Raw genomic sequence first — 25,433 nt, forward strand, 5'->3', positions numbered from 1 at the left:
TCCCTAGACCCCGAGCATCCCGGTCCACAGCTCCGGGAAGTCCGGCAGGGTCTTCGCGGTCGTCGCCACGTTCTCGATCAGCACGCCCTCGACCGCGAGGCCGATGATCGCGCCCGCCGTGGCCATGCGGTGGTCGTCGTACGTGTGGAAGGTGCCGCCGTGCAGCGGGCGCGGACGGATGTGCAGGCCGTCGGCCGTCTCCGTGACATCACCGCCCAGCTCGTTGATCTCCTTGGTCAGCGCGGCCAGGCGGTCCGTCTCGTGCAGGCGCAGATGCGCCACGCCGCGCAGGGTCGACGGGGAGTCCGCGAGGGCGGCGACGGCCGCGATGCCCGGCGTCAGCTCGCCCACGTCGCCCAGGTCGACGTCGATGCCGTGGACCGCGCCGGAACCGGTGAACTCCAGGCCGTACTCGGTCAGCTCGCAGGAACCGCCCATCTCGGTGAAGATCTCCCGCAGCCGATCACCCGGCTGGGTGGTGCGGACCGGCCAGTCCGGGATCATCACCCTGCCGCCCGTCACCAGCGCCGCCGCCAGGAACGGCTGCGCGTTGGACAGGTCCGGTTCGATCGTCAGGTCCCGGCCGAGCAGCGCGCCCGGCGTGACCCGCCACACGTTCCGCTCGCCGCCCGACTCCGGGGTGTCCACCTGGGCGCCGACCGCGCGCAGCATGTCGACCGTCATCCGGATGTGCGGCATGGACGGGAGCGTGCCGCCGATGTGGCGGACCTCAACGCCCTGGTTGAAGCGCGGGCCGGACAGCAGCAGCGCCGACACGAACTGCGACGAGGACGACGCGTCGATCTGCACCGGGCCGCCCTCCAGGGCACCTCCGCCGTGCACGGTCAGCGGCAGCGCGCCCCGGCCGTCGTCGTCGATGCGGGCGCCGAGGGCACGCAGCGCGTCGATCACGCCGTGCAGCGGACGCTCGTACGACCTGGGGTCGCCGTCGAAGCGGACGGGGCCGTCGGCGAGCGCGGCGACCGGCGGCAGGAAGCGCATCACGGTCCCGGCGTTGCCGACGTCCACCTGGGCCGGGCCGCGCAGGCCCGCCGGCAGGACGCGCCATGCCTCGCCGGTGCCGTCGGGACCCACGCCCTCCTCGATCTCGATGCCCATGGCGCGCAGGGCCTGCGCCATCAGGAGGGTGTCGCGGGAGCGGAGGGGGCGGCGCAGCCAGCCGGGCTCACTCGCGAGGGAGGCGAGGACCAGGGCGCGGTTGGTGACGGACTTGGACCCCGGTACGTGGACCGTCGCGTCGACGGCTCCGCGTGCGTGGGGGGCCGGCCAGAGGGCGGTCTGTGCGGGGGTTCGGGCCATGGGGCCCACTCTATAAGGAGGCGGTTGTTCGGGTGCGGCTGCGTTGGGGCTGGTCGCGCCCACGCGGCGGAGCCGGAAATCGACAGAGCCCCGCGCCCCGGTGCTGCCCCTTCGGGGCGCATCACACCCCCAGCAGCCACCTGCCCCCACCTATCAGTGAGCACAGTGACACCGCGTGGAACAGGAACAGCCACATCGCCGCCGGTACGTTCGTCAGGCGTGACAACTGGTCCGCGTCCGAGTCTCCGGCCCCGCCCCCGCGCCTCTTCGCCTGGAGCTCGAAAGCGGGGCGTACGCCGCCCAGGAGCAGGAACCACACCACGGCATAGGCGAACGCGGCCTGCACCTGTGGTCCCGTCAGCCATGACACGGTGACGAAGGTGCCGCCGGTGAGGATGACCGTCAGGGCGCCGTACGCGTTGCGGATCATCACCAGCATCGCCACCAGCAGCGCCGTGGCCACCCACAGCAGCAGGGTGATGCGGCCGGCGCCCAGCAGGGCCGCGCCGCCCAGGCCCAGGAGCGGGGGAGCCGTGTAGCCGGCCGCCGCCGTGAGGATCATGCCGAGGCCGTACGGCTTGCCGCGGCTGACGGTGAGGCCGCTGGTGTCGGAGTGCAGGCGGATGCCGGTGAGCTGGCGGCCGGTGAGGAGGGCGATCAGGCCGTGGCCGCCCTCGTGCGCGATGGTGATCGCGTTGCGGGCCAGGCGCCAGAGGGTGTGCGGTACGACCACGCACAGGGCCGCGACGGCGGTGGCGAGCACCACCCACAGGTCCGGGTCGGGCTGGAGGCCGGTGAGCCGGTCCCAGAGGTCGGGCAGCGCGGTGGCGGCGGTGCTGTCCATTGTCGGCGTCGCTCCCTCTGGTCGTACGGAGTCTGGCAGTGTGGCACGTATGTGCGGACGGTATTCAGCGAGTCGCAGGCCCGAGGATCTCGCAGGAATCTTTGAAATCGAGAAATGGGAGCCGGAGGAGGCCCTGGCGCCCGACTACAACGTGGCGCCGACCAAGGAGGTCTACGCCGTTCTCGACCGTCCGTTGAAAGACGCGGACGACCCACGTCCGGTTCGGCAGCTGCGCAAGCTGAAGTGGGGGCTCGTACCCTCCTGGGCCAAGACGCCCGAGGGTGGCGCCCGGATGATCAACGCGCGCGCCGAGACCGTGCACGAGAAGCCCGCCTACCGGCGCGCCTTCACCGCCCGGCGCTGCATCCTGCCCGCCGACGGCTACTACGAGTGGGTCACCGGCCAGCAGGAGCGGGACCTGGAGGTGGAGGGGAAGAAGAAGCGGCCGCGCAAGCAGCCGTACTTCGTGCTGCCGGCGGACGGGTCGGTGTTCGCGATGGCCGGGCTGTACGAGTTCTGGCGGGACCGGACGCTGCCGGACGACCACCCGCAGGCATGGTGGGTCACCTGTTCGGTCCTCACCACCGAGGCGGAGGCGAGCCCGCTGGCCGTCGCCCCGGCCGAGGGGCCGCGCGCCCTCGCCGACATCCACCCCCGGATGCCACTGATGCTCACCCCGGACCGCTGGGACGCCTGGCTGGACCCCGCCCGCACCGACGTGGAGGACCTGCGGCCGCTGCTCACGCCCCCGCCGGCCGGGCTGATGCGCGCGTACCCCGTCTCCACCGCCGTCAGCAACGTCCGCAACAACGGACCGGAGCTGCTGAAGGAGCTGGAGGGGCCCGAGGAGGGCACACTGTTCTGACGTGACGAACGTGATGACGTGATGAACATGGCGAACGTGATGAGTATGACCAACGTGGCCGGCGAGATCGTCCCCACCGACGCGGGGGACGCCCGCGTCACCTGGCACAAGGCCGGGAAGAAGGCGCGGCTCGTCCTCGCCGTCAGCCATGGCGCCGGCGGGGGCGTCGAGGCACGTGACCTCCAGGCCCTCGCCGCCGCGCTGCCCGCGCACGGGGTGACCGTCGCGCTCGTCGAACAGCCGTGGCGGGTCGCCGGGAAGAAGGTCGCGCCCGCGCCGAAGACCCTGGACACCGGCTGGCGGGGGATCTGGCCGGCGGTCGCGAAGCCGGGGCTGCCGGTGATCTCCGGCGGCCGGTCCGCCGGGGCCCGGGTGGCCTGCCGCACGGCCGTCGAGCTGGAGGCGGCCGCCGTGCTCGCCCTCAGCTTCCCCCTGCACCCACCGGGCAAGCCGGAGAAGTCCCGCGCCGACGAGCTGCTCGGTGCGGGGGTGCCCACGCTCGTCGTGCAGGGCGGGAACGACCCGTTCGGGAAGCCGGAGGAGTTCCCCGAAGGGGCGTACGAGATGGTCGAGGTGCCGTACGGCGACCACGGCCTCGCCGTGCCGAAGCGGGCGGAGATCAGCCAGGAGCGGGCGCTGCAGATCATCACCGACAGGGTCGTCGAGTGGACCGGGTCACTTGGGTGAGCGCACCGGGCCACTCGGGTGAGTGGAGCGGGTCACTCGGGTAAAGAGCGGGGAATGTTGCGTGGCGGGCCGCTGTTGAGCGGGACAGAAGTGCTGAACACCCAGCACCGACGTCAGTGGGAGAGGAAGTCCGCCGCATGGGTTCGACCATCTGCCCGAACCGCACCAGCCGTTCCGACCTGGACTGGACGGTGCTGCACGCGGCCAGGACCACTCCTATTCGAGCGGCGGCGGGCGGGGATCGTCGTCTATCCTCCGATTCTGGTGGGACCGGTTTCGGCCCTGCCCGGAAACTTGAGGAGGTGGGTCCGGTTCCCGGTACCGACGCAGGGACCGACAACGGCCAGGCGGAGCAGCCCGAGGGCCTGGGCACGAGCGCGGACACGTCCACGGAGACGAACGCCGAGCGCAGCGCGCGCTTCGAGCGGGACGCGCTCGAATTCCTCGACCAGATGTACTCGGCCGCCCTGCGCATGACGCGCAACCCGGCCGACGCCGAGGACCTGGTGCAGGAGACGTATGCCAAGGCGTACGCGTCCTTCCACCAGTTCCGTGAGGGCACCAACCTCAAGGCGTGGCTGTACCGGATCCTCACGAACACGTTCATCAACTCCTACCGCAAGAAGCAGCGCGAACCGCAGCGCAGCGCGGCCGAGGAGATCGAGGACTGGCAGCTCGCCCGCGCCGAGTCGCACATGTCGACGGGTCTGCGCTCCGCGGAGTCGCAGGCGCTCGACCACCTGCCCGACTCGGACGTGAAGGAGGCGCTCCAGGCGATCCCCGAGGAGTTCCGCATCGCCGTGTATCTCGCGGACGTAGAGGGCTTTGCGTACAAGGAGATCGCGGACATCATGGGGACACCCATCGGTACGGTGATGTCCCGGCTGCACCGGGGTCGTCGTCAACTGCGCGGCATGCTGGAGGACTACGCCCGCGAGCGCGGACTGGTCCCGGCCGGCGCCGGAGAGTCGAACGAAGCGAAAGGCTCGGGCTCATGAGCTGCGGAGACCACCACGAGACGGACTGCAGCGAGGTGCTCGACCATCTCTACGAGTTCCTCGACAGTGAGATGCCGGACGTCGATCGCGACAAGTTCAAGCAGCACTTCCAGGAGTGCTCGCCGTGCCTGGAGAAGTACGGACTCGAGCAGGCCGTGAAGAAGCTGGTCAAGCGGTGCTGCGGACATGACGACGTGCCGACGGACCTGCGGGCCAAGGTCATGGGGCGGCTTGAGCTGATCCGCTCCGGCCAGGCCGTGCCCGACCACGACCTCACGTCGCCACCGGCGGCGCCGGCCGCACCGGTCACACCTCAGGAATCCTGAACCGCCGGACCGGTCCGCCGTCACTCGAATGTGCTAATCAGCGGGTGATGGGCCCGCGGGTCGCCGCTGCCCGGCCTAGGCTCCCAGCCCGGACATGCACGGGCTGGGGAGGGCGGCATGGAGGCGGTTCCGGGGCGGGCGCGCGCCTACGTCGGCTGCGTCGCCCTCGCCGCCCTGGTCTGTCTCTCCCCCTTGCCCTTGCTCGACGTGCGGACCCCCTGGTGGGCGGTGGCGCTGCTCGCCGGGGCCTTTCTGCTGTCGCCGCACGCCGCGGCGCTCGTCCCGCTGCCCGGAGGAGAAGCTGCGTGGCGCCGGCCCGGGCGGGCCGCTGACCGCCCTGGAGGAACTGCGGCTGGAGACGGCCGGGGAGTACGCGCCGGAAATGGTGGAAGCGCTGGCCCGCGTGCTGGCCCGGGGTTGTCTGACCCCGCCCCTGGCTGGGTAACCCATGGGTAATGAGCGCCCTTCCAGCCGTACGTGGTTGGATGCGAAGGGAGAGGGTCTCCGAGAGGCTGTCCGGGGGCACAGCCGGCCCACTCCACGGAACTGGCAGGCGGGAATCGTGAGGATCTTCGGCAAGGGGCGGCACCGGCCCTCCGCCTCCTGGCGGCAGGCGACCGACCGCGCGTTCACGCTGATCGGCGACGGGCGGTACGAGGACGCGGGCGCGCTGCTGACCCGCGCCGCCGATCTGGAGCCCTGGCTGTCGGAGTCCTGGTTCAACCTCGCCCTGCTGCACAAGTTCCGCCACGACTGGGAGCAGGCGCGCACCGCCGGCCTCAGGGCCGTCGCGCTGCTGGACCGGGAGACCGGGGCGCCCGACTGGTGGAACGTCGGCATCGCGGCCACCGCCCTGCAGGACTGGCCGCTGGCCCGGCGCGCCTGGCAGGCGTACGGGCTGCCGGTGCCCGGGGGAGGCGCGGCCGCCTCCGGGGAGCCGGTCGGGATGGACCTGGGCAGCGCGGCCGTACGGCTGTCGCCGGAGGGCGAGGCCGAGGTGGTGTGGGGGCGGCGGCTGGACCCCGCCCGGATCGAGGTGCTGTCGATCCCGCTGCCGTCGTCGGGGCGGCGCTGGGGCGAGGTCGTCCTGCACGACGGTGTGCCGCACGGCGAGCGGACCACGTCCACCGGGCACTCCTACCCCGTCTTCGACGAGATCGAGCTGTGGGCGCCCTCACCGGTCCCCACCTGGGTGGTGCTCCTTGAGGCGGCCACCGAGGACGACCGGGACGCGCTGGAGCAGCTCGCGGCGGACGCCGGCTTCGCCGCGGAGGACTGGTCGTCCTCGGTGCGGCTGCTGTGCCGGATGTGCTCGGAGTCACGGATGCCGTCCGACGAGGGCGACGGAGTCCACCTCGACCCGCACGACCACAGTGAGCCGGGCCATCCCGGGCCGCTCGGGCACCGCACCGACGGGCAGTTGTGGGTGCCGGAGCGGGAGTGCGGGGTGGCCGCGCCTGCTTCCCTGGTCCGGGGGCTGCTGGACGGGTGGGTGGCGGACAGCCCCGACTCCCGGGACTGGCGGGACCTGGAAGAGGTGTGCTGAGCGAGACGGACACCCCCGTTCCGGCACCCCGTTTAGGCTGTACTCGCGGCATTGCTCGCATCTTTGTCTCAGGCTTGCAGGAAGGCATACGTCGGTCATGGCCCAGCAGGACACCGATCAGCAGCACGCGGGCGTGCTCCCCGTCGACGACGAGGGGTACGTCATCGACACGGAGGACTGCGAGGCGCGTGAGCAGGCGTACCGGGAGCGCGGTACCTCGCGGCCGATCACCGTGGTCGGGAACCCGGTGCTGCACCGGGAGGTCAAGGACGTCACCGCGTTCGACGACGAGCTGCGCAAGCTGGTCGACGACATGTTCGCCTCGCAGCGCACCGCGGAGGGCGTGGGCCTGGCCGCCAACCAGATCGGCGTCGACCTGAAGGTCTTCGTGTACGACTGCCCGGACGACGAGGGTGTGCGCCACGTCGGCGTGGTCTGCAACCCGAAGCTCGTCGAACTCCCCGCCGAGCGGCGTCGGCTGGACGACAGCAACGAGGGCTGTCTGTCGGTGCCGACGGCGTACGCGCCACTGGCCCGCCCGGACTACGCCGAGGTGACCGGGCAGGACGAGAAGGGCAACCCGATCAAGGTGCGCGGCACCGGATACTTCGCTCGGTGTTTGCAGCACGAGAGCGACCACCTGTACGGATACCTGTACATCGACCGTCTGTCCAAGCGTGAACGCAAGGACGCCCTGCGGCAGATGGCCGAGAACGAGCCGCGCTATCCCGTGGTCCCGAACGACTGACGCCGCCCCGCACCCCACGGCGCCTGGCCGGAACGGCTCCCGGTCGGGCGCCGTTCCCGTGCGTTCGTCTGCCCGTCGGACGTTCGATCGCATACGCACATGTGCTGATCCACAACCAGTCGGGCCGGGGTGGGGTCTCAGCATACTGGGGTGGTGAATGAAGCAAATCCGTTCCCAGAACGGTCAGTTGTAGTGCTGAATGGGAGTGCGGGGATGCACGACGGCGCACGCCCGGCACGGCGGGAGGGGCGTGCGGCCACAGGCGGCTGAGAGGGGTTGTTCGTGCCAGCTTTCCCACACAGCACCACGTATCGCACCACATCCACGGCGACGGCGATCGCGGTCCCGCCCTCGCTCTCTCTCCCGGTCATCGAAGCGGTGTTTTCTCGGCAACTGCACCCGTATTGGCCTCAGTTGCAGGAGAAGACACGCGCCTGGCTGCTGGAAAAACGGCTCATGCCGGCGGACAAGGTCGCGGAATATGCCGACGGCCTGTGCTACACCGACCTGATGGCGGGGTACTACATCGGCGCCTCCGACGAGGTGATGCAGGCCATCGCGGACTACAGCGCCTGGTTCTTCGTCTGGGACGACCGGCACGACCGTGACATCGTGCACGGCCGCGCGGCGGCCTGGCGACTGCTGCGGTCCCGGCTGCACCGCGCCCTGGACTCACCCGGCGACCATCTGCACCACACGGATCCGCTGGTCGCCGGGCTGGCGGACAGCGTGGGCCGGCTCTACTCGTTCCTGCCGGCCACCTGGAACGCCCGGTTCGCCCGGCACTTCCACCAGGTGATCGAGGCGTACGACCGGGAGTTCCACAACCGGAGCACAGGCCGGGTGCCGCCCGTCGAGGAGTACCTGGCGCTGCGCCGGCTCACCTTCGCGCACTGGATCTGGACCGACCTGCTGGAGCCGAGCGCCGGACGACAACTCCCGGACACTGTGCGGAAACACCCGGCATACCGCCGGGCCGCCCTGCTGAGCCAGGAATTCGCCGCCTGGTACAACGACCTCTGCTCACTTCCCAAGGAAATAGCGGGCGATGAGGTGCACAATCTCGGAATCAGTCTCATCACCCATGAAGGACTGACTCTGGAGGAGGCCGTCGAGGAAGTACGGCGACGTGTCGAGGGATGCATTTCCGAATTCCTGGACGCGGAGCGCGACGCATTGCGCTTCGCCGAGAGCCTGGCCGACGGAAGCGTGCCCGGGAGAGAACTGAGCACCGCCGTACAAGCCTGCCTTTCGAACATGCGGAACTGGTTCAGTTCTGTTTACTGGTTCCATCACGAGTCCGGCCGGTACATGGTCGACAGCTGGGACGACCGCTCCACACCCCCGTACGTCAACAACGAAGGGTGAAAAATGACGCTCGACTCGGTGAAGCCCGCGACGTCCGGAACGCGTGAGCCGGGAGAGCCGCCACTGGCCGGCGGCGGGGTTCCGCTCCTCGGCCACGGCTGGAAACTGGCCCGCCGTCCGCTCGCCTTTCTGAACCAGCTGCGCGACCACGGCGACATCGTCCGGCTGAAGCTCGGCCCCAAGACGGTGTACGCCGTCACCTCCCCGGAACTCACCGGAGCCGTCGCCCTCAGCCCCGACTACATCATCGCCGGGCCGCTGTGGGAGTCCCTGGAGAGCCTGCTCGGCAAGGAGGGCGTGGCCACCGCCAACGGCCCGATGCACCGCCGCCAGCGGCGCACCATCCAGCCCGCGTTCCGGCTCGACGCGATCCCCGGCTACGGGCCGATCATGGAGGAGGAGGCACACGCGCTCGTCGAGCGCTGGCGCTCCGGCAAGGTCCTCGACGTCACCTCGGAGTCCTTCCGGGTGGCCGTCCGCATTTCCGCCCGCTGCCTGATGCGCGGCAGTTACGCGGATAGCCGTGCCGAGCGCATATGCTCCGCGCTCGCGACTCTGTTCAGCGGGATGTACCAGCGCATGGTCGTGCCGCTCGGACCGCTTTACCGGGTGCCGCTTCCGGCCAACCGTGAATTCAACCGCGCACTGGCCGATTTACACCTCCTGGTCGACGAGATCATCGCCGACCGACGGGCAAGCAGTCAAAAGCCGGACGATTTGCTGACGGCTTTGCTGGAGGCGAAGGACGAGAATGGCGAGCCGATCGGGGAGCAGGAGATCCACGACCAGGTCGTCGCGATTGTCACGCCCGGCAGCGAAACCGTCGGCTCCACGGTCATGTCGCTGCTGCTCGTCCTCACCGAGCACCCGGATCTGGCGGACAAGATCCGGGACGAGGTGAAAAGCGTGGCGGGCGACCGGCCGGTCGGATTCGGCGACGTGCGGAAGCTGACGCACACCGCGAATCTCATCACCGAGACAATGCGCCTGCACCCGGCCGTGTGGATTCTGACCCGGCGGGCGGTGACCGACACCGTGCTCGGCGGATACCGGATCCCGGCCGGCTCCGACATCGTGTACAGCCCGTACGCGATCCAGCGCGACCCCCGCTCCTACGAGCGGCACGAGGAGTTCGACCCCGACCGCTGGCTGCCCGGCCGGGCCCAGGAGGTCCCGAGGTACGCGATGACCCCGTTCAGCGTCGGCAACCGCAAGTGTCCCAGCGATCACTTCTCGATGGCCGAGCTGACGCTCGTCACCGCGTCGATCGCCTCCGCGTTCACCTTCGAGCACGCCCCCGGCTCCGACGCCCGCCCCCGCATCGGCATCACCCTGCGCCCGCGTGACCTGCGCCTGCGGGCGATCCCACGATGACCGCACCCCCTCCGGCGGGTGCCGCGCGGGCGGCACCCGCCGGAGCGGAGATCAGAAGTCCTCGTCCAGGTCGACCGTGCCCTCGACGGCGACCTGGTACGCCGACGGGCGCCGCTCGAAGAAGTTGGTCAGCTCCTGGACGCCCTGCAACTCCATGAAGGAGAAGGGGTTGTCCGAGCCGTAGACGGGGGCGAAGCCCAGCCGGGTCAGCCGCTGGTCGGCGACGCACTCCAGGTACTGGCGCATCGACTCGGTGTTCATGCCCGGCAGCCCGTCGCCGCACAGGTCACGGGCGAACTGCAGCTCGGCCTCGACGGCCTCCCGCAGCATGTCGGTGACCTGCTGCTGGAGCTGGTCGTCGAAGAGCTCCGGCTCCTCCTTGCGGACGGTGTCGACCACGTCGAACGCGAAGGACATGTGCATGGTCTCGTCGCGGAACACCCAGTTGGTGCCGGTGGCGAGGCCGTGCAGCAGACCCCGGCTGCGGAACCAGTAGACGTACGCGAAGGCGCCGTAGAAGAACAGGCCCTCGATGCACGCGGCGAAGCAGATCAGGTTCAGCAGGAAGCGGCGGCGGTCGGCCTTGGACTCCAGGCGGTCCAGCTTCTCGACCTCGTTGATCCACTTGAAGCAGAACTCGGCCTTCTCGCGGATGGAGGGGATGTTCTCCACCGCGTCGAAGGCGGCCGCGCGGTCGTCCGGGTCGGGCAGATAGGTGTCCAGCAGCGTCAGATAGAACTGGACGTGCACGGCCTCCTCGAACAGCTGGCGGCTCAGATAGAGCCGTGCCTCGGGGGAGTTGATGTGCTTGTACAGCGTCAGCACCAGGTTGTTCGCGACGATCGAGTCGCCCGTCGCGAAGAAGGCCACCAGCCGGCCGATCAGATGCTGCTCGGCCGGGGTCAGCCTGGCGAGGTCGGCGACGTCCGAGTGGAGGTCGACCTCCTCCACGGTCCAGGTGTTCTTGATGGCGTCCCGGTAGCGCTCGTAGAAGTCCGGGTAGCGCATGGGGCGCAGAGTCAGCTCGAAGCCCGGGTCGAGAAGGTTGGCGTTACGGGTGGTCATTACTGGCATGCCTCGCAGGACTCGGGGTTTTCCAGGGAGCAGGCGACCGCGTCGGGGTCGGCGGCCTGCTGGACGGGCACGGTGGCCCCCGCCTGGGCCGCGCGGGCGATGCGGGTCGCCGGGCGGGAACGCAGGTAGTACGTCGTCTTCAGGCCCGACTTCCAGGCGTACGCGTACATCGAGGAGAGCTTGCCGATGGTCGGCGTCTCCATGAAGAGGTTCAGGGACTGGGCCTGGTCCAGGTACGGGGTCCGCGCGGCGGCCATGTCGATCAGGCCGCGCTGCGGGATCTCCCACGCCGTGCGGTACAGGGCGCGTACGTCGGCCGGGACCCACGCGAAGTCCTGCACCGAGCCGTTCGAGTCGCGCAGCGCCTCCCGGGTGCGGGCGTCCCACACGCCGAGGTCCTTCAGGTCCTGCACCAGGTAGGAGTTGACCTGGAGGAACTCGCCGGACAGGGTCTCGCGCTTGAACAGGTTGGACACCTGCGGCTCGATGCACTCGTACACGCCCGCGATCGAGGCGATGGTGGCGGTGGGCGCGATGGCCAGGAGCAGGCTGTTGCGCAGGCCGGTGGCGGCGATCCGCTCCCGCAGCGCCGCCCAGCGCTCGGGCCAGGCCCGCTCGACGTCGTAGTGGTCCGGGTGCAGCACACCCCGCGCGGTACGGGTCTTCTCCCAGGCGGGCAGCGGGCCGTTGCGCTCGGCCAGGTCGGCGGACGCCTCGTACGCGGCGAGCATGATCCGCTCGGCGATGCGGGTGGAGAGCCGCTTCGCCTCCGCGGAGTCGAAGGGCAGCCGCAGCTTGAAGAAGACGTCCTGAAGGCCCATCGCGCCCAGGCCCACCGGGCGCCACCTGGCGTTGGAGCGGCCCGCCTGCTCGGTCGGGTAGAAGTTGATGTCGACGACGCGGTCGAGGAAGGTGACGGCGGTGCGGACGGTCGCGTCGAGCCGCTCCCAGTCGATGTCGCCGGTCGTGCGGTCCACGAAGGCGCCGAGGTTGACGGAGCCCAGGTTGCACACCGCCGTCTCGCCGTCGCTGGTGACCTCCAGGATCTCCGTGCAGAGGTTGGAGGAGTGGATGACGTGACCCGGCTCGGCCGTCTGGTTGGCGGTGCGGTTCGCGGCGTCCTTGAAGGTCATCCAGCCGTTGCCGGTCTGGGCGAGGGTGCGCATCATCCGGCCGTACAGCTCACGCGCCGGGATGGTCTTCTTCGCGAGGCCGGCCGCCTCCGCCGCGCGGTACGCGGCGTCGAACTCCTCGCCCCACAGGTCCACCAGCTCGGGCACGTCGGCCGGGGAGAACAGGGACCACGACTCGTCGGCGTTGACCCGGCGCATGAACTCGTCCGGGATCCAGTGGGCGAGGTTCAGATTGTGCGTACGGCGGGCGTCCTCACCGGTGTTGTCGCGCAGTTCCAGGAACTCCTCGATGTCGGAGTGCCAGGTCTCCAGGTAGACCGCGGCCGCGCCCTTGCGCCGGCCGCCCTGGTTCACGGCGGCGACGGAGGCGTCGAGGGTCTTCAGGAACGGCACGATGCCGTTGGAGTGGCCGTTGGTGCCGCGGATCAGCGAACCCCGGGAGCGGATACGGGAGTACGACAGCCCGATGCCGCCGGCGTGCTTGGAGAGGCGGGCGACCTGGTGGTAGCGGTCGTAGAGCGAGTCCAGCTCGTCGAGCGGGGAGTCGAGGAGGTAACAGGACGACATCTGGGGGTGCCGCGTGCCGGAGTTGAAGAGGGTGGGGGAGGAGGGGAGGTAGTCGAGGCGGCTCATGAGCCCGTAGAGCGCGGCGACCTCGTCGACCGAGCGGACGGTGTCGTCCTCGGCGAGGCCGGCGGCGACCCGCAGCAGGAAGTGCTGGGGCGTCTCGACGACCTTGCGGGTGAGGGGGTGGCGCAGCAGGTAGCGGCTGTGCAGGGTGCGCAGGCCGAAGTAGCCGAAGCGGTCGTCGGCGCCGGTGTCGACCAGCGCGTCGAGCCGCTCGGCGTGCAGCCGGACGAACCCGGCGGTGCGGTCGGCGATGAGGCCCTCGCGGTGTCCGACGGCGACCGACTCCGTGAACGTGGTCACGCCCTGGGAGGCGGCCTCGGCGCGGATAGCGATGGTCAGCAGCCGGGCGGCCAGCTTCGAGTAGGCGGGGTCCTCGGAGATCAGACCGGCGGCCGCCTCCGTGGCCAGCTCGCGCAGCTCCGCCTCGTCGGCGTGGGCCGACCGGCCGCGCAGCGCGGCGGCGGCGACCCGGCCGGGGTCGGCGTCGGGGAGGTCGGCGGTCAGCTTGGTGAGGGTCCGCAGCAAGGACGTGCCCGGAGCGTCCTCGTCGATGTGGACGGCTGAAACCGGGTCTGCTGGCGCGATGGTCACGTGGGGGCTCTCCCTCGCTCGGCACGGGGGCCTCGCGCAGGAAGGCAGGGGGCAGCACACGAGCGCACGCGGCGTCGCGTCCACCGGCCCATTCCACGAGGCCCGGACGTCAGGGGCACACCGGCCGGACGGCCGGGTGCGCTGTCGGCAGGTCCTCGGACTGACTCCTGTGCACGGCGTCTCTGGGAACGCACATGCACAAGTACACCGTTGCGGGACAGTTCCGGATTCGCACCGGATTCCCCTGCGGCGACAGCGAGCATGAGCATACATCTTGTGCCGGGGCGCCGGAGCACCACCAGATGTTGTGTCGGAGCGACTTCAGAGGGTCAACTCATAGGTGAGGAGCGTGAAGTCGGAGCCCGGGATCGGCTTCCAGTCGCGCTCGGGGGCGCGGGTGAAGCCGAGACGTTCGTAGATGCGGTGGGCGGAGCGCATCGCGGGCTGGGTCGACAGGACGATACCGGTGCGGTCGCCCGCGGCCCTCGCACGGTCGACGCACGCCCGTACGAGGGCCTCGCCGACGCCTCTGCCGCGAGCTGCGCGGGCTACGGCCAGCATCCGGATCTCGGCTTCCGCGGGGCGCGCCAGGTCGGCCATGGGGCCGGGGGAGGGGACGTAGGTGACGCCGCCGAGGAGGTCGTCCCCGTCGACGGCGACAAGGATCTCGGCGGCGGAGGCTCGTTCGGCGACGTCCTTGAGTTCGGTGAGGTACCAGGCGCTCTCGGGGAAGGTGAGGAGGTCGTCGTCGAGGTATGCCTGGGCGGTGAGCTCGCCGAGGGTGCCGTACTCGGTGGGGATTGCGGGGCGGATCGCGATGTCCATGCGGGTGAGTGTGCATGAAGCGGGCCGCCGTGGTGGTTCCTGTCGGCGGCCCGCTGCGGGTTGTGGTGGGCTGGTCGGGTGCGGGCGGCGGAGCCGCATGTGGATACAGCCCCGCGCCCCCAGGTGGGTTCAGTGACCGGCGGTCACGGGGAGCTCCTTCTTCACTCCGGGGTCGCCCGCGTCCGCCGTGTAGTCCTCGGGGCTGGTTTCGTCGGTGCCCTCGGGGGCCTTGGCGGCCTTCAGGACGAAGGTGAGGACGATCGTGACCGCGACGTTGATGACGAAGGCCGTGAGGCCGATGTAGCCGATCTCGCCGATGCCGGGGATCTCCTTCGAGGAGCCGCCGAAGTGCTTCTGGGTGGGGGAGGCGACGCCGTAGGCCGCGATCGTGCCGTACGCCATGCCGACCGCCCAGCCCGCGAGCAGTGCCCAGCGGTGGAACCAGCGGGTGAAGAGGCCACCGACGAGGGCGGGGAAGGTCTGGAGGATCCAGATGCCGCCCAGCAGCTGGAAGTTGATCGCCACCGTCTTGTCCATGGTCAGGACGAAGGCCAGGGCGCCCACCTTCACCAGGAGGGAGACCAGCTTGGAGACCTTGGTCTCCTGAGCCGGGGTCGCGTCCGGCTTGATGAAGTCCTTGTAGATGTTGCGGGTGAAGAGGTTCGCCGCCGCGATGGACATGATGGCCGCCGGGACGAGCGCGCCGATGCCGATCGCCGCGAAGGCGACGCCCGCGAACCAGTCCGGGAACATGTTCTCGAACAGCTGCGGGATCGCGAGCTGCCCGTTGTCGACCTTGACCCCGGCCGCGATCGCCATGAAGCCGAGCAGGGCGAGCATGCCCAGCATGAGGGAGTACAGCGGCAGGATGGTGGTGTTGCGGCGGATCACCTCGCGGCTCCGGGAGGAGAGCGTCGCGGTGATCGAGTGCGGGTACATGAACAGGGCGAGCGCGGAGCCGAACGCGAGCGTCGCGTAACCCCACTGCCCGGCCTCCGGCGGGATCAGTCCGCCCTTGCCCGCCGTCGTGAACTTCTCGTCCGCCGCGGCGAAGATGTCGTCGAAGCCGCCCAGCTTGATCGGGATGTAGATGATCGCCACCGCGATGACGAGGTAGATCAGGGTGTCCTTGACGAACGCGATCAGGGCGGGGGCGCGCAGGCCGGAGGAGTAGGTGTAGGCCGCGAGCACACCGAAGGCGATGAACAGCGGCAGGTCCTTGATGAACCAGTGGGTGTTCTCGCCGCCGCCGACGCCCATCACGTCCAGCACCGCCTGGATGCCGACGAGCTGCAGCGCGATGTACGGCATCGTGGCCAGCAGTCCGGTCAGCGCCACCGCGAGCGACAGGCCCTTGGAGCCGAAGCGGCCGCGCACGAAGTCGGACGTCGTCACATAGCCGTGCTTGTGGGAGACCGACCACAGACGGGGCAGGAACGTGAAGATCAGCGGGTAGACGAGGATCGTGTACGGCACCGCGAAGAAGCCGGCCGCGCCCGCCGCGTAGATCGCCGCCGGTACGGCGACGAAGGTGTACGCCGTGTAGAGGTCACCGCCGAGCAGGAACCAGGTGACCCAGGTGCCGAACGACCGTCCGCCCAGGCCCCATTCGTCGAGGCTGTGCTCGTTCTCGGCCCGGCGCCAGCGCGACGCCAGGAAGCCCATGACGGTGACGGCCAGGAAGAAGAAGATGAAGACGGCGAGTGCCACGCCGTTCACGCCGTCGTTCACGCGTCCGCACCGCCCTTCGTGGCGGCACGGGCGCGCTGGTCACGCTGCCACAGCTTGTACGCGATCATCGTGAGCGCGGTGGAGAGCAGCACCCACAGCATCTGGTACCAGTAGAAGAACGGCATGCCGGCGAACTCGGGGTCCGCCTTGGCGTACGAACCGACCCACAGCATCGCCACGAAGGGCGCGAGCAGGCAGAGGGCGATGACGACGCGCACGGGCGTCACCACCGGCCCTCCGGGTGTCTTGTCCGGGGCTTGAGGCATCTGGCGGCTCCGTCACCTAACAGCTCACATGATCAATGAGCAGGCAATGTAGGTGACGGATAAAGCCAACGGAAGACCCAGTCCACATGTTGTCCTGTCATTCGGCCAGTGTTCGGCCGGCTGTCATGTGCCCTACTCCGCGGGCCGCTTGAGCCGTGCCACGAACTTGTAGCGGTCGCCCCGGTAGACGGACCGCACCCACTCCACCGGCTTGCCCCCCTTGTCCAGGGAGTGCCGGGAGAGCATCAGCATCGGCAGACCGACGTCGGTGCCGAGCAGCCCGGCCTCGCGCGGGGAGGCCAGCGAGGTCTCGATGGTCTCCTCGGCCTCGGCGAGATGGACGTCGTAGACCTCGGCGAGCGCGGTGTAGAGGGACGTGTACTTCACCAGCGACCGGCGCAGGGCCGGGAAGCGCTTGGCCGACAGGTGCGTGGTCTCGATGGCCATCGGCTCGCCGTTGGCCATGCGCAGCCGCTCGATGCGCAGCACCCGGCCGCCGGTGGCGATGTCGAGGAGGCCGGCGAGGCGGTCGTCGGCGGTGATGTAGCCGATGTCCAGCAGCTGGGACGTGGGTTCCAGCCCCTGGGCGCGCATGTCCTCGGTGTACGAGGTGAGCTGGAGCGCCTGCGAGACCTTCGGCTTGGCGACGAAGGTGCCCTTGCCCTGGATGCGTTCCAGCCGGCCCTCGACGACCAGCTCCTGGAGTGCCTGGCGGACGGTCGTGCGTGAGGTGTCGAACTCCGTCGCCAAGGTCCGTTCGGGCGGCACCGGTGTGCCCGGCGCCTGGGTCTCGGTCATGTCGAGCAGGTGCTTCTTCAAGCGGTAGTACTTGGGCACGCGCGCGGTACGGACGGTCGCCCCACCCTCGTTCTCCGCACTGCTGACGTCGGTGCTCATCCTCTGCCTTCCCGGGGGGTTTCCCGCACGATCAGTGATCCCCTCTGTATACCGTCGGTCACTGGTTCTGGTCTAGTCCATCGCCGCCAAGTGGTCTACCCGAAGTGTCCCCCATGGAGGCGCTGTTTTTGAGGGGTTCTTACTTAAAGGTTCCTGCATATGTAGGTCCCATAACGGCTGGTCGGAGCCTATCCGGGAGCCTTGACACGCCCTGTGGTCTGGGCCAAGCTCCCGGTACTGGTCTACACCATTGGTCCAGGTCCCGGCCCCATGGGCGGTACGCGATGAGCTCGACCGCGGGGAGGCAGGGGGGTTTGTGGCATCCCTGAGGAGGGTGGCGTGAAGCGCAAGCTGGCAGCCGCGATCGGTATCGCGGGCATGATGGTGTCCATCGCGGCATGCGGGGACAGTGACAACAACGGCGGCGGCTCCGACAAGGGCGGCGACACCAAGGAACTGACCGTCTGGCTCACCGTCGACGCACAGAACAACTGGCCCGAACTGGTGAAGGCCGCCGACGACGCGGTGGCCGCCAAGCACCCCGGCATCAAGATCAAGCACGAGTACTACGGCTGGCCCGACAAGAACGCCAAGCTCGACGCCGTCCTCGCCACCGACAAGGCGCCCGACGTGGTCGAGATGGGCAACACCGAGATGCTCGCCTACATGGTCAAGGGCGCCTTCGCCCCCGTCGACCCGGCCCGGTTCGAGAACTCCGACGCCTGGCTGGACGGCCTCAAGGCATCGGTGACGTACGAGGGCAAGACCTACGGCGTGCCGTACTACGCGGGCGGCCGCGTCGCCAACTGGCGCAAGGACCTCTTCGCGTCCGTCGGCGCGAAGGAGGCCCCGAAGACCTACGCGGAGCTGACCGCCGCGCTCGACAAGGTGCAGCAGAAGCAGGGCGACAAGTTCAGCGCCTGGTACCAGCCCTCCCGCGACTGGTACGCCGCGATGTCCTTCGTCTACGACGCGGGCGGCGCCATCGCCAAGGAGGAGGGCGGCCAGTGGAAGGCCAGCCTCTCCTCGCCCGAGTCGCTCAAGGGGCTGGACGAGTACAAGAACGTCCTCGACACGTACATGCACGGCGACAAGACCAAGGACGAGTCCGACCGCTACATCGTCTACGGCCAGGGCAACTCCGGCATGATCTTCGCGCCGGCCTGGGAGGGCGCGACCGCCGCCGCCCCGGAGAACGACAAGACCGGCAAGCTCAAGGACAACGTCGAGAACTTCGTCATGCCCGGCCCGTCCGGCAAGAACCTCCCGGTCTTCCTCGGCGGCTCCGACCTCGCGATCCCCGTGAAGTCCGACGCGCAGACCGTCGCCGCGGAGTGGATCAACGCCTTCACCGGCGCCGCCGGCCAGAAGGGGCTGATGGCCAAGGGCAACCTGCCCAACAACAAGACCGACCTCGCGACCCTGAAGAACGACCCCGCGACGGCGATCCCGGCCACCGCGGCCGAGCTCAACTGGTTCGTCCCGATGGCACCCGGCTGGGGCCAGGTCGAGAAGGCCCAGATCCTGCAGACCATGCTGCAGAACATCGGCACCGGCAAGAAGTCGGTCGAGGCCGCCGCGAAGGAAGCGGACGCCGAGATCGACAAGGTCATCAACAACAAGTGACCTGCGCGCAGGGCCCGTCGGAACCCGGGGGCTGTCCAGGGGCGGCGGGCCCTGCACCCCCGTACGCGTATCGCGTACGGGACTTCGACCGCGCAGGACTGCGCGGGGCCGTCCTGCCGGGGCCCGCCCTGCCGGGACTGACCGTGTACGACCGCGCGGGCCTGCCCGGCTGGGGCCGACCGCACAGGACCGTGGGGGCCCGGCCTGCCGGGGCCTGCCGGGGCCGGCCGCGTGCGGTCGCGTGGGGCTTCGCTTTCGTATGACCGAGGGACCGCTGAGGAGCGCGTGATGAGTGCCGACACGACCACCCCCACCAAGGTGCCGCCACCGCGGCAGGCGCCGCCACCGGCCGCCGCCCCGGGCCGGCCGCGCGGACGGCGCGCGGAGGGCGGTGCCGCCACCCCGTGGCTGCTGCTCGGGCCCTGTCTGCTGGTGCTCGCCCTGGTGATGGGCTATCCGCTGGTCCGCCTGGTCACCCTGTCCTTCCAGGAGTTCGGCCAGTCCCAGCTCTGGGGCTTCCAGCCGGCCGAGTCGGCGGGCGTACGGAACTTCACCAACGTGCTCGGCGACACAGAGTTCTGGCAGGTGGTGCTGCGCACCATCGTCTTCGCGGCCGGCTGCGTCATCTTCACGATGGTGCTCGGCATGCTGATCGCGCTGCTGCTGCAGCGGGTCTCCGGCTGGGTGAAGGTCCTCGTCAACATCGCGCTGGTGGCCAGCTGGGGCATGCCCGTCATCGTCGCCACCACCGTCTTCAAGTGGCTCTTCGACTCCGACTACGGCGTCCTCAACGCCGTACTGAGCAAGCTGCCCGGCGTCGAACTGGTCGGCCACAACTGGTTCGCCAGCGGACCGCAGGGCCTGGCCGTGATCATGCTGCTGGTGGTCTGGGGCGCCGTGCCCTTCGTGGTCATCACCCTCAGCGCCGGCCTCACCCAGGTCCCCAAGGAGCTGGAGGAGGCGGCCCGGCTGGACGGCGCGGGCGCCTGGGGCGTCTTCCGGTACGTCACCCTGCCCATCCTCAAGCCGATCATCGTGATGCTCACCACCCTGTCCGTCATCTGGGACATGGGCGTCTTCCCGCAGGTCTTCGTCATGCGCAACGGCCACCCCGAGGCCGAGTTCCAACTGCTGACCACCTACTCCTACGACCGCGCCTTCGTCGTCAACGACTACGGCCAGGGCTCGGCGATCGCCCTGATCACCGTGGTGCTGCTGCTGGGTGTGGTCGCCGTGTACATGCGCCAGATGCTGAAGATCGGAGAGGTCGAATGAGCGCCACCGCTGCCGGGCCGCGCAAGAAGTCCAAGCTCGGCTGGAACCTGCTCGGCCTCCTCGTCTTCCTCTCCGCCGGCTTCCCCGTGTACTGGATGCTCAACACCGCGTTCAAGCCGGCCAAGGACGCCATCGACCCGGACCCCAGCCTGTTCCCGACCGGGCTGACGATGTCCAACTTCAGCCGTGCGCTGGACATCGCCGACTTCTGGGGGCCGGTCGGCCGCAGCCTCGTCGTCTCCCTGTCGGTCGTCGCGATCGGCATCGTGGTCGGCATGCTGGCCGCGCTGGCCATCTCCCGGTTCGCCTTCCGCGGCCGCAAGATCGTGATCGTCGGCATCCTCGCGGTCCAGATGGTCCCGCTGGTCGCCATGATCATCCCGGTCTTCCTGCTCCTGAACGACCTCGGCCAGTACGACCGGCTCACCGGCCTGATCCTCACGTACCTGACATTCATCCTGCCGTTCACGGTGTGGACGCTGCGCGGCTTCATCGTCAACATCCCGAAGGAGCTGGAGGAGGCCGCGATGGTCGACGGCTGCTCCCGCACCGGCGCCTTCGTCCGCGTCGTCTTCCCTCTGCTCGCCCCCGGCATGGTCGCCACCTCGGTCTACGGCTTCATCCAGGCATGGAACGAGTACCTGTACGCCCTGATGCTGATGAGTCAGCAGAACCAGACCGCGACCGTGTGGCTCAGCAACTTCAGCACCAAGCACGGCACCGAGTACGCCCCGATGATGGCCGGCGCCACCATGATGGCCGTCCCGATCGTCGCCCTCTTCCTCATCGTCCAGCGCAAGATGGCCGCGGGTCTGACCGCGGGCGCCGTGAAGGGATGACTCCACCTCCATGACGACATTCGCCAGCGGCACCGACACTCTCACCCGGGACGCGCTGACGGTCCTCCAACCCGGCTTCCCCGGCACCACCGCCCCCGACTGGCTGCTGCGCCGCCTCGGCGAGGGCCTCGCCTCGGTCGGTCTGTTCGGCCGCAACATCGCCTCACCGGAACAACTCGCCGCCCTGACCGCCCAGTTGCGCGCGGAACGGGACGACGTCCTGGTCGCCATCGACGAGGAGGGCGGCGACGTCACCCGCCTGGAGGTCCGTACCGGCTCCTCCTTCCCCGGCAACCACGCGCTGGGCGCGGTGGACGACGTCGAGCTGACCCGGGCCGTCGCCCACGAGCTGGGCCGCCGGCTCGCCGAGTGCGGGGTCAACTTCAACTGGGCCCCCTCCGCCGACGTCAACGCCAACCCCGACAACCCGGTCATCGGCGTCCGCTCCTTCGGCGCCGACCCGGCCCTGGTCGCCCGCCACACCGCCGCCTACGTCACCGGCCTGCAGTCGGCCGGCGTCGCCGCCTGCACCAAGCACTTCCCGGGCCACGGTGACACGGCGGTCGACTCCCACCACGCGCTGCCGCGCATCGACGCCGACGCGAAGGTGCTGTCCGACCGCGACCTGCTTCCCTTCCGCGCGGCCATCGCCGCCGGAACCCACGCGGTGATGAGCGCCCACATCCTGGTCCACGCCCTGGACCCCGACCGCCCGGCAACGTTGTCCGGCCGCATCCTCACCGACCTCCTGCGCCGGGAACTCGGCTACGACGGCCTGATCGTCACCGACGGTATGGAGATGCAGGCCATCGCCGCCACCTACGGCATCGAGCACGGCAGCGTCCTCGCGATCGCCGCCGGCGCCGACGCGATCTGCGTGGGCGGCGGCCTCGCGGACGACGAGACGGTACGCCGCCTGCGCGACGCCCTGGTCAACGGCGTCCGCTCCGGCGAACTCCCGGAGGAACGCCTGTCCGACGCGGCGGAACGCGTCCGTGCCTTGGCCCGCTGGTCGGCCTCGACACCCACCGCCACGCTCACGGGCACCGACATCGGCCTGACCGCCGCCCGTCGCGCCCTGCGCATCACCCGCGCGAACGCCTTCACACCACTCACCGAGGCGCCCTACGTCGCCACCTTCACCCCGGTCGCCAACATCGCCGTGGGCGACGAGACCCCGTGGGGCGTCGCGGCCGACCTGGCCCGCCTGCTCCCCGGCACCGAGACCGACAGCTTCACCGGCGACAACGCCGGCCACGAGGCCCTCGCGGCGGCGGGGGACCGCCGTATCGTCGCCGTGGTCCGCGACGAACACCGCCATCCCTGGATGACCGGGGCCCTCGACACCCTCCTGTCCACCCGACCCGACACGATCGTGATCGAGATGGGCGTACCGCAGTCCCCGGCCCGAGGCGCGCTGCACATCGCCACGCATGGCGCGGCAAGGGTGTGCGGCAGGGCGGCGGCGGAGGTCATGGCGGGGCAGTAGCCCGTACGACAAAACAGGCGCCGGTCCCTTCAACAGGGACCGGCGCCTGTCCTGCCCAAGGGGCGCGGGGCTGTGTCAATATGCGGCTCCGCCGCGGGCGCGACCAGCCCCATCCGGCCCGCACCCCGCAACGAAACCCTCAAATCCCCTGCCACTCCGGCTTGTTCGCATACGTGTGCCGGAAATAGTCCGCCAGCTTCAACTTCGACGCAGCCCCCTCATCCACCACAACCGTCGCATGCGGATGCAACTGCAACGCCGACGCCGGACAGACCGCGGCGACCGGCCCCTCCACGGTCGCCGCCACCGCATCCGCCTTCCCTTCCCCCGTCGCCAGCAACACCAGGTGCCGCGCCTCAAGGATCGTCCCGATCCCCTGCGTGATCACGTGATGCGGCACCTGCCCGATGTCCCCGTCGAAGAACCGCGCGTTGTCCACCCGGGTCTGCTCGGTCAGCGTCTTGATCCGCGTCCGGGAGGCGAGTGACGAGCACGGCTCGTTGAACCCGATGTGCCCGTCGGTCCCGATCCCCAGCAACTGCAGATCCACGCCCCCGGCCGCCGCCAGCGCGGCGTCGTACGCCTCGCAGGCCCCCTGCACGTCGTCGGCCGTGCCGTCGGGGCCCATGAACTGCTCCATGCCGATGCCGAGCGGCTCCAGCACCTCTCGCCGCAGCACCGAACGGTAGGACTCCGGGTGCTCGGCGGGCAGTCCCACGTACTCGTCGAGCTGGGCGATCCGCGCACGCGAGGCGTCCACGGAACCGGCGCGCACCTTGGCCGCCAGCGCCTCGTAGACGGGCAGCGGAGTCGAGCCGGTGGCCACACCGAGCAGGGCGTCGGGCTTGCGCCGCAGGAGCCGCGCCATGGCGTCGGCGATGAGCTCGCCACCCGCCCTGGCATCCGGAACGATGACAACTTCCACGCTGGGCCTGCCGTTCTGAGAGGCTGTGGTTTAGACCAATCTAGCAGAGGGTCGAGAAATTGCTTCGGTCCTTCTGGTCCGCACAGGAACCCTCACGCGTTAGGCTGCGAATCGACACGAACAAGCAACCTCCTGCATATGGACACCCCGAGTGGTCTAGTCCAGAATGTGCTACAGACTTCCGTCTTCCCCGCACAGGAAGGCGGACCGAGGACCCGGAGCTCTCTGCCCTGACTGCCCCGGTTCCTCACCTTCGGCCGGCCGGGACCGCACACCCCGCGGCCGATATTGCTCCGGGCTGCGGTGCCGGGAGGGTTGAGGGTCCCTCCCAGGCGCCGCGGCCCGCGGGTGTTTTTCGGACACCCGCGAACCCCCAGGTACGCTCCAGACGTGCCCTCCATGAACGAACTCGTACGCCAGCACACCGCCCTCGACGACTCCGACCTCGAGTGGCTGCATCTGCTGGTCTCGGAGTGGCAGCTGCTCTCCGACCTCTCCTTCGCCGACCTGGTCCTGTGGGTGCCCACCCGGGACGGCACGCGCTATGTGTCCGTCGCCCAGATGCGCCCCAACACCGGCCCGACCTCCTACCAGGACGACATGGTCGGCCACCTCGTCCCGCGCGGCCGCCGCCCCATGCTGGACGCCGCCCTCGACGAGGGCCGCATCGTGCGCGAAGGCGACCCGGAGTGGCGCGAGGAGGTCCCGGTGCGGGTGGAGTCCATCCCCGTACGGCGTGAGGGCCGCGTCCTCGGTGTCATCGCCCGCAACACCAACCTGCTCACCGTGCGCACCCCGAGCCGTCTGGAGCTGACCTACCTCCAGAGTGCCTCCGACCTGGCGCAGATGATCGCGGCCGGGTCCTTCCCGTTCCCCAACCAGCAGGTCGACATGGACGCCTCCCCGCGCGTCGGCGACGGCCTGATCCGGGTCGACGGGGACGGCATCGTCCAGTACGCCTCCCCGAACGCGCTCTCCGCCTACCACCGCCTCGGCCTCGCCGCCGACCTCGTCGGCCACCACCTCGGCCTGACCACCGCCGAACTCGCCCCGACCCGGGGGCCGGTGGACGAGGCGCTCGCCAAGGTCGCCAGCGGCTGGGCACCCCGTGAGTTCGAGATCGAGGCCAACGACGGGGTCATCCAGTTCCGGGCGATCCCGCTCAAGCCCAAGGGCACCCGCATCGGGTCGCTCGTACTGCTCCGGGACGTCACGGAACTGCGCCGCCGCGAGCGTGAGTTGATCACCAAGGACGCGACCATCCGGGAGATCCACCACCGGGTGAAGAACAACCTCCAGACGGTCGCCGCCCTGCTCCGTCTCCAGGCCCGCCGTATCGAGTCCGACCGCGGCCGCGAGGCCCTGGAGGAGGCGGTCCGCCGGGTCGGCTCGATCGCGATCGTCCATGAGACGCTGTCGCAGAACCTGGACGAGCGGGTCGAGTTCGACGAGATCGCCGACCGGGTGCTGGCGATGGTCGCCGAGATCTCCCCGGGCAAGGTCACCGGCCGGCGCACCGGCCGCTTCGGCATCCTCGACGCGGAGGTCGCCACCCCGCTGTCCATGGTCCTCACCGAGATCCTGCAGAACGCCCTGGAGCACGGCTTCCGTCAGGGCGACACCGGCACGGTCGAGGTCTCCGCGATCCGTGGCGGGACGACGAGGGAGGCCCGGCTGCTCGTCACCGTGCAGGACGACGGCGTAGGGCTGCCCGAGGGCTTCGACCCGCACACCTCCGGCAACCTCGGCCTGCAGATCGTACGGACGCTGGTGGAGGGGGAGTTGGGCGGAACCTTCGACATGGTGCCGGCCCCGGAGCGGGGCACCCGGGTGATCCTGGACCTTCCGGTGCGGGCGCAGAAGTAGCCCGGCACCCGCACGGACCGGCGGGGAAAAGCGACCGGCGGGGAAAGCAAAGAGCCCCGGACCGTGCGGTCCAGGGCTAGTGCTCCCTGCTGCTGTTGCTCAGCGCTTCGGGGGTACTGCGCGCTGCGGCTCGGGGGCGGGAGATGCGTACTCGGTGTACGCGCCGCCAAGCTCAGGCTGTTGCGGGGCG

At 69.9% G+C, this 25,433-nt stretch carries 22 protein-coding genes, 1 pseudogene and 1 riboswitch; of the genes and pseudogenes, 14 read left to right on the top strand and 9 right to left on the bottom strand.

The window, feature by feature from the left end; translation table 11 throughout:
- Positions 1 to 3: 3 nt before the first annotated feature.
- Together aroA and ACH5AC_RS02980 are read right to left on the bottom strand one after the other, a co-directional pair.
- Entirely contained in the window at positions 4 to 1,320 is a 1,317-nt protein-coding gene (gene aroA, locus ACH5AC_RS02975) for a 3-phosphoshikimate 1-carboxyvinyltransferase (protein ID WP_398859799.1), read from the bottom strand.
- 121 nt (positions 1,321 to 1,441) lie between these two features.
- Positions 1,442 to 2,164: a M50 family metallopeptidase gene (locus ACH5AC_RS02980; RefSeq protein ID WP_398859801.1), complete on the bottom strand. Its 723-nt coding sequence runs from the start codon at positions 2,162 to 2,164 to the stop codon at positions 1,442 to 1,444.
- A 49-nt stretch (positions 2,165 to 2,213) separates the two neighbouring features.
- Between ACH5AC_RS02980 and ACH5AC_RS02985 the strand changes: the two genes are divergently transcribed.
- From ACH5AC_RS02985 to ACH5AC_RS03025, 9 genes and pseudogenes are all read left to right on the top strand, one after another.
- The gene (locus tag ACH5AC_RS02985; protein WP_398859802.1) at positions 2,214 to 3,029 is read left to right on the top strand and encodes an SOS response-associated peptidase; all 816 of its coding nucleotides are present in this window, start codon (positions 2,214 to 2,216) and stop codon (positions 3,027 to 3,029) included.
- A 45-nt stretch (positions 3,030 to 3,074) separates the two neighbouring features.
- Positions 3,075 to 3,716 carry an alpha/beta family hydrolase gene (locus tag ACH5AC_RS02990; RefSeq protein ID WP_398860067.1) on the top strand — a complete coding sequence of 214 codons (642 nt, stop codon included), beginning with the start codon at positions 3,075 to 3,077 and terminating at the stop codon, positions 3,714 to 3,716.
- A 302-nt stretch (positions 3,717 to 4,018) separates the two neighbouring features.
- Positions 4,019 to 4,714 (top strand): RNA polymerase sigma factor SigR, encoded by a 696-nt coding sequence (gene sigR, locus ACH5AC_RS02995; RefSeq protein WP_398860068.1) that lies wholly within the window; start codon positions 4,019 to 4,021, stop codon positions 4,712 to 4,714.
- Positions 4,711 to 5,040: a mycothiol system anti-sigma-R factor gene (gene rsrA, locus ACH5AC_RS03000; RefSeq protein ID WP_398859803.1), complete on the top strand. Its 330-nt coding sequence runs from the start codon at positions 4,711 to 4,713 to the stop codon at positions 5,038 to 5,040. The genes sigR and rsrA overlap by 4 nt, the downstream gene beginning before the upstream one ends.
- Before the next feature lie 289 nt (positions 5,041 to 5,329).
- Positions 5,330 to 5,485, top strand: a pseudogene (locus tag ACH5AC_RS03005) (metal-dependent phosphohydrolase); the annotation flags it as partial.
- 117 nt (positions 5,486 to 5,602) lie between these two features.
- Positions 5,603 to 6,586 carry a tetratricopeptide repeat protein gene (locus ACH5AC_RS03010; RefSeq protein WP_398859804.1) on the top strand — a complete coding sequence of 328 codons (984 nt, stop codon included), beginning with the start codon at positions 5,603 to 5,605 and terminating at the stop codon, positions 6,584 to 6,586.
- A 97-nt stretch (positions 6,587 to 6,683) separates the two neighbouring features.
- Entirely contained in the window at positions 6,684 to 7,334 is a 651-nt protein-coding gene (gene def, locus ACH5AC_RS03015) for a peptide deformylase (RefSeq protein WP_398859805.1), read from the top strand.
- 282 nt (positions 7,335 to 7,616) lie between these two features.
- A complete protein-coding gene (cyc1, locus tag ACH5AC_RS03020; protein ID WP_398859806.1) occupies positions 7,617 to 8,702 on the top strand; it encodes an epi-isozizaene synthase in 1,086 nt (361 codons plus the stop codon).
- 3 nt (positions 8,703 to 8,705) lie between these two features.
- Positions 8,706 to 10,076 (top strand): cytochrome P450, encoded by a 1,371-nt coding sequence (locus tag ACH5AC_RS03025; protein WP_398859807.1) that lies wholly within the window; start codon positions 8,706 to 8,708, stop codon positions 10,074 to 10,076.
- Between the two features lie 51 nt (positions 10,077 to 10,127).
- Here ACH5AC_RS03025 and ACH5AC_RS03030 read toward each other — a convergent pair whose 3' ends face one another.
- The 6 genes from ACH5AC_RS03030 to ACH5AC_RS03055 form a co-directional block, all read right to left on the bottom strand.
- Positions 10,128 to 11,141: a ribonucleotide-diphosphate reductase subunit beta gene (locus ACH5AC_RS03030; RefSeq protein WP_398859808.1), complete on the bottom strand. Its 1,014-nt coding sequence runs from the start codon at positions 11,139 to 11,141 to the stop codon at positions 10,128 to 10,130.
- On the bottom strand, positions 11,141 to 13,504 hold the full coding sequence (locus tag ACH5AC_RS03035) for a ribonucleoside-diphosphate reductase subunit alpha (RefSeq protein WP_398859809.1): 2,364 nt from the start codon (positions 13,502 to 13,504) through the stop codon (positions 11,141 to 11,143). Before ACH5AC_RS03035 ends, ACH5AC_RS03030 begins: the two co-directional genes overlap by 1 nt.
- A 128-nt stretch (positions 13,505 to 13,632) precedes the next feature.
- A riboswitch (cobalamin riboswitch) is annotated at positions 13,633 to 13,819 on the bottom strand.
- Between the two features lie 6 nt (positions 13,820 to 13,825).
- Positions 13,826 to 14,329, bottom strand: coding sequence for a GNAT family N-acetyltransferase (locus tag ACH5AC_RS03040; RefSeq protein WP_398859810.1), 504 nt, complete (start codon positions 14,327 to 14,329; stop codon positions 13,826 to 13,828).
- Between the two features lie 129 nt (positions 14,330 to 14,458).
- On the bottom strand, positions 14,459 to 16,060 hold the full coding sequence (mctP, locus tag ACH5AC_RS03045; protein WP_398859812.1) for a monocarboxylate uptake permease MctP: 1,602 nt from the start codon (positions 16,058 to 16,060) through the stop codon (positions 14,459 to 14,461).
- A complete protein-coding gene (locus ACH5AC_RS03050) occupies positions 16,057 to 16,326 on the bottom strand; it encodes a DUF3311 domain-containing protein (protein ID WP_398859813.1) in 270 nt (89 codons plus the stop codon). The genes mctP and ACH5AC_RS03050 overlap by 4 nt, the downstream gene beginning before the upstream one ends.
- A gap of 132 nt (positions 16,327 to 16,458) precedes the next feature.
- Positions 16,459 to 17,223: a GntR family transcriptional regulator gene (locus tag ACH5AC_RS03055; RefSeq protein ID WP_398859815.1), complete on the bottom strand. Its 765-nt coding sequence runs from the start codon at positions 17,221 to 17,223 to the stop codon at positions 16,459 to 16,461.
- A 339-nt stretch (positions 17,224 to 17,562) separates the two neighbouring features.
- Between ACH5AC_RS03055 and ACH5AC_RS03060 the strand changes: the two genes are divergently transcribed.
- The 4 genes from ACH5AC_RS03060 (at position 17,563) to ACH5AC_RS03075 (ending at position 22,452) form a co-directional block, all read left to right on the top strand.
- Positions 17,563 to 18,849 (top strand): extracellular solute-binding protein, encoded by a 1,287-nt coding sequence (locus ACH5AC_RS03060; protein ID WP_398859816.1) that lies wholly within the window; start codon positions 17,563 to 17,565, stop codon positions 18,847 to 18,849.
- A 285-nt stretch (positions 18,850 to 19,134) separates the two neighbouring features.
- Positions 19,135 to 20,124 carry a carbohydrate ABC transporter permease gene (locus tag ACH5AC_RS03065; RefSeq protein WP_398859818.1) on the top strand — a complete coding sequence of 330 codons (990 nt, stop codon included), beginning with the start codon at positions 19,135 to 19,137 and terminating at the stop codon, positions 20,122 to 20,124.
- Positions 20,121 to 20,963, top strand: a complete 843-nt coding sequence (locus ACH5AC_RS03070) for a carbohydrate ABC transporter permease (protein ID WP_398859820.1) — start codon at positions 20,121 to 20,123, stop codon at positions 20,961 to 20,963. Before ACH5AC_RS03065 ends, ACH5AC_RS03070 begins: the two co-directional genes overlap by 4 nt.
- 10 nt (positions 20,964 to 20,973) lie before the next feature.
- Complete coding sequence (locus ACH5AC_RS03075; protein ID WP_398859821.1) at positions 20,974 to 22,452, top strand: glycoside hydrolase family 3 protein; 1,479 nt, start codon at positions 20,974 to 20,976, stop codon at positions 22,450 to 22,452.
- Positions 22,453 to 22,591: 139 nt separating this feature from the next.
- Here ACH5AC_RS03075 and nagB read toward each other — a convergent pair whose 3' ends face one another.
- Positions 22,592 to 23,377, bottom strand: coding sequence for a glucosamine-6-phosphate deaminase (gene nagB / locus ACH5AC_RS03080; RefSeq protein ID WP_398859822.1), 786 nt, complete (start codon positions 23,375 to 23,377; stop codon positions 22,592 to 22,594).
- Positions 23,378 to 23,776: 399 nt separating this feature from the next.
- On the opposite strand from nagB, the gene ACH5AC_RS03085 reads away from it, so the two are divergent.
- Positions 23,777 to 25,243: a PAS domain-containing sensor histidine kinase gene (locus ACH5AC_RS03085; protein WP_398860069.1), complete on the top strand. Its 1,467-nt coding sequence runs from the start codon at positions 23,777 to 23,779 to the stop codon at positions 25,241 to 25,243.
- The last annotated feature ends 190 nt before the right edge of the window (positions 25,244 to 25,433 follow it).

Origin of the sequence: Streptomyces sp. NPDC018693 (assembly GCF_044391385.1) — a bacterium.
In the GTDB taxonomy this organism is placed as follows: domain Bacteria; phylum Actinomycetota; class Actinomycetes; order Streptomycetales; family Streptomycetaceae; genus Streptomyces.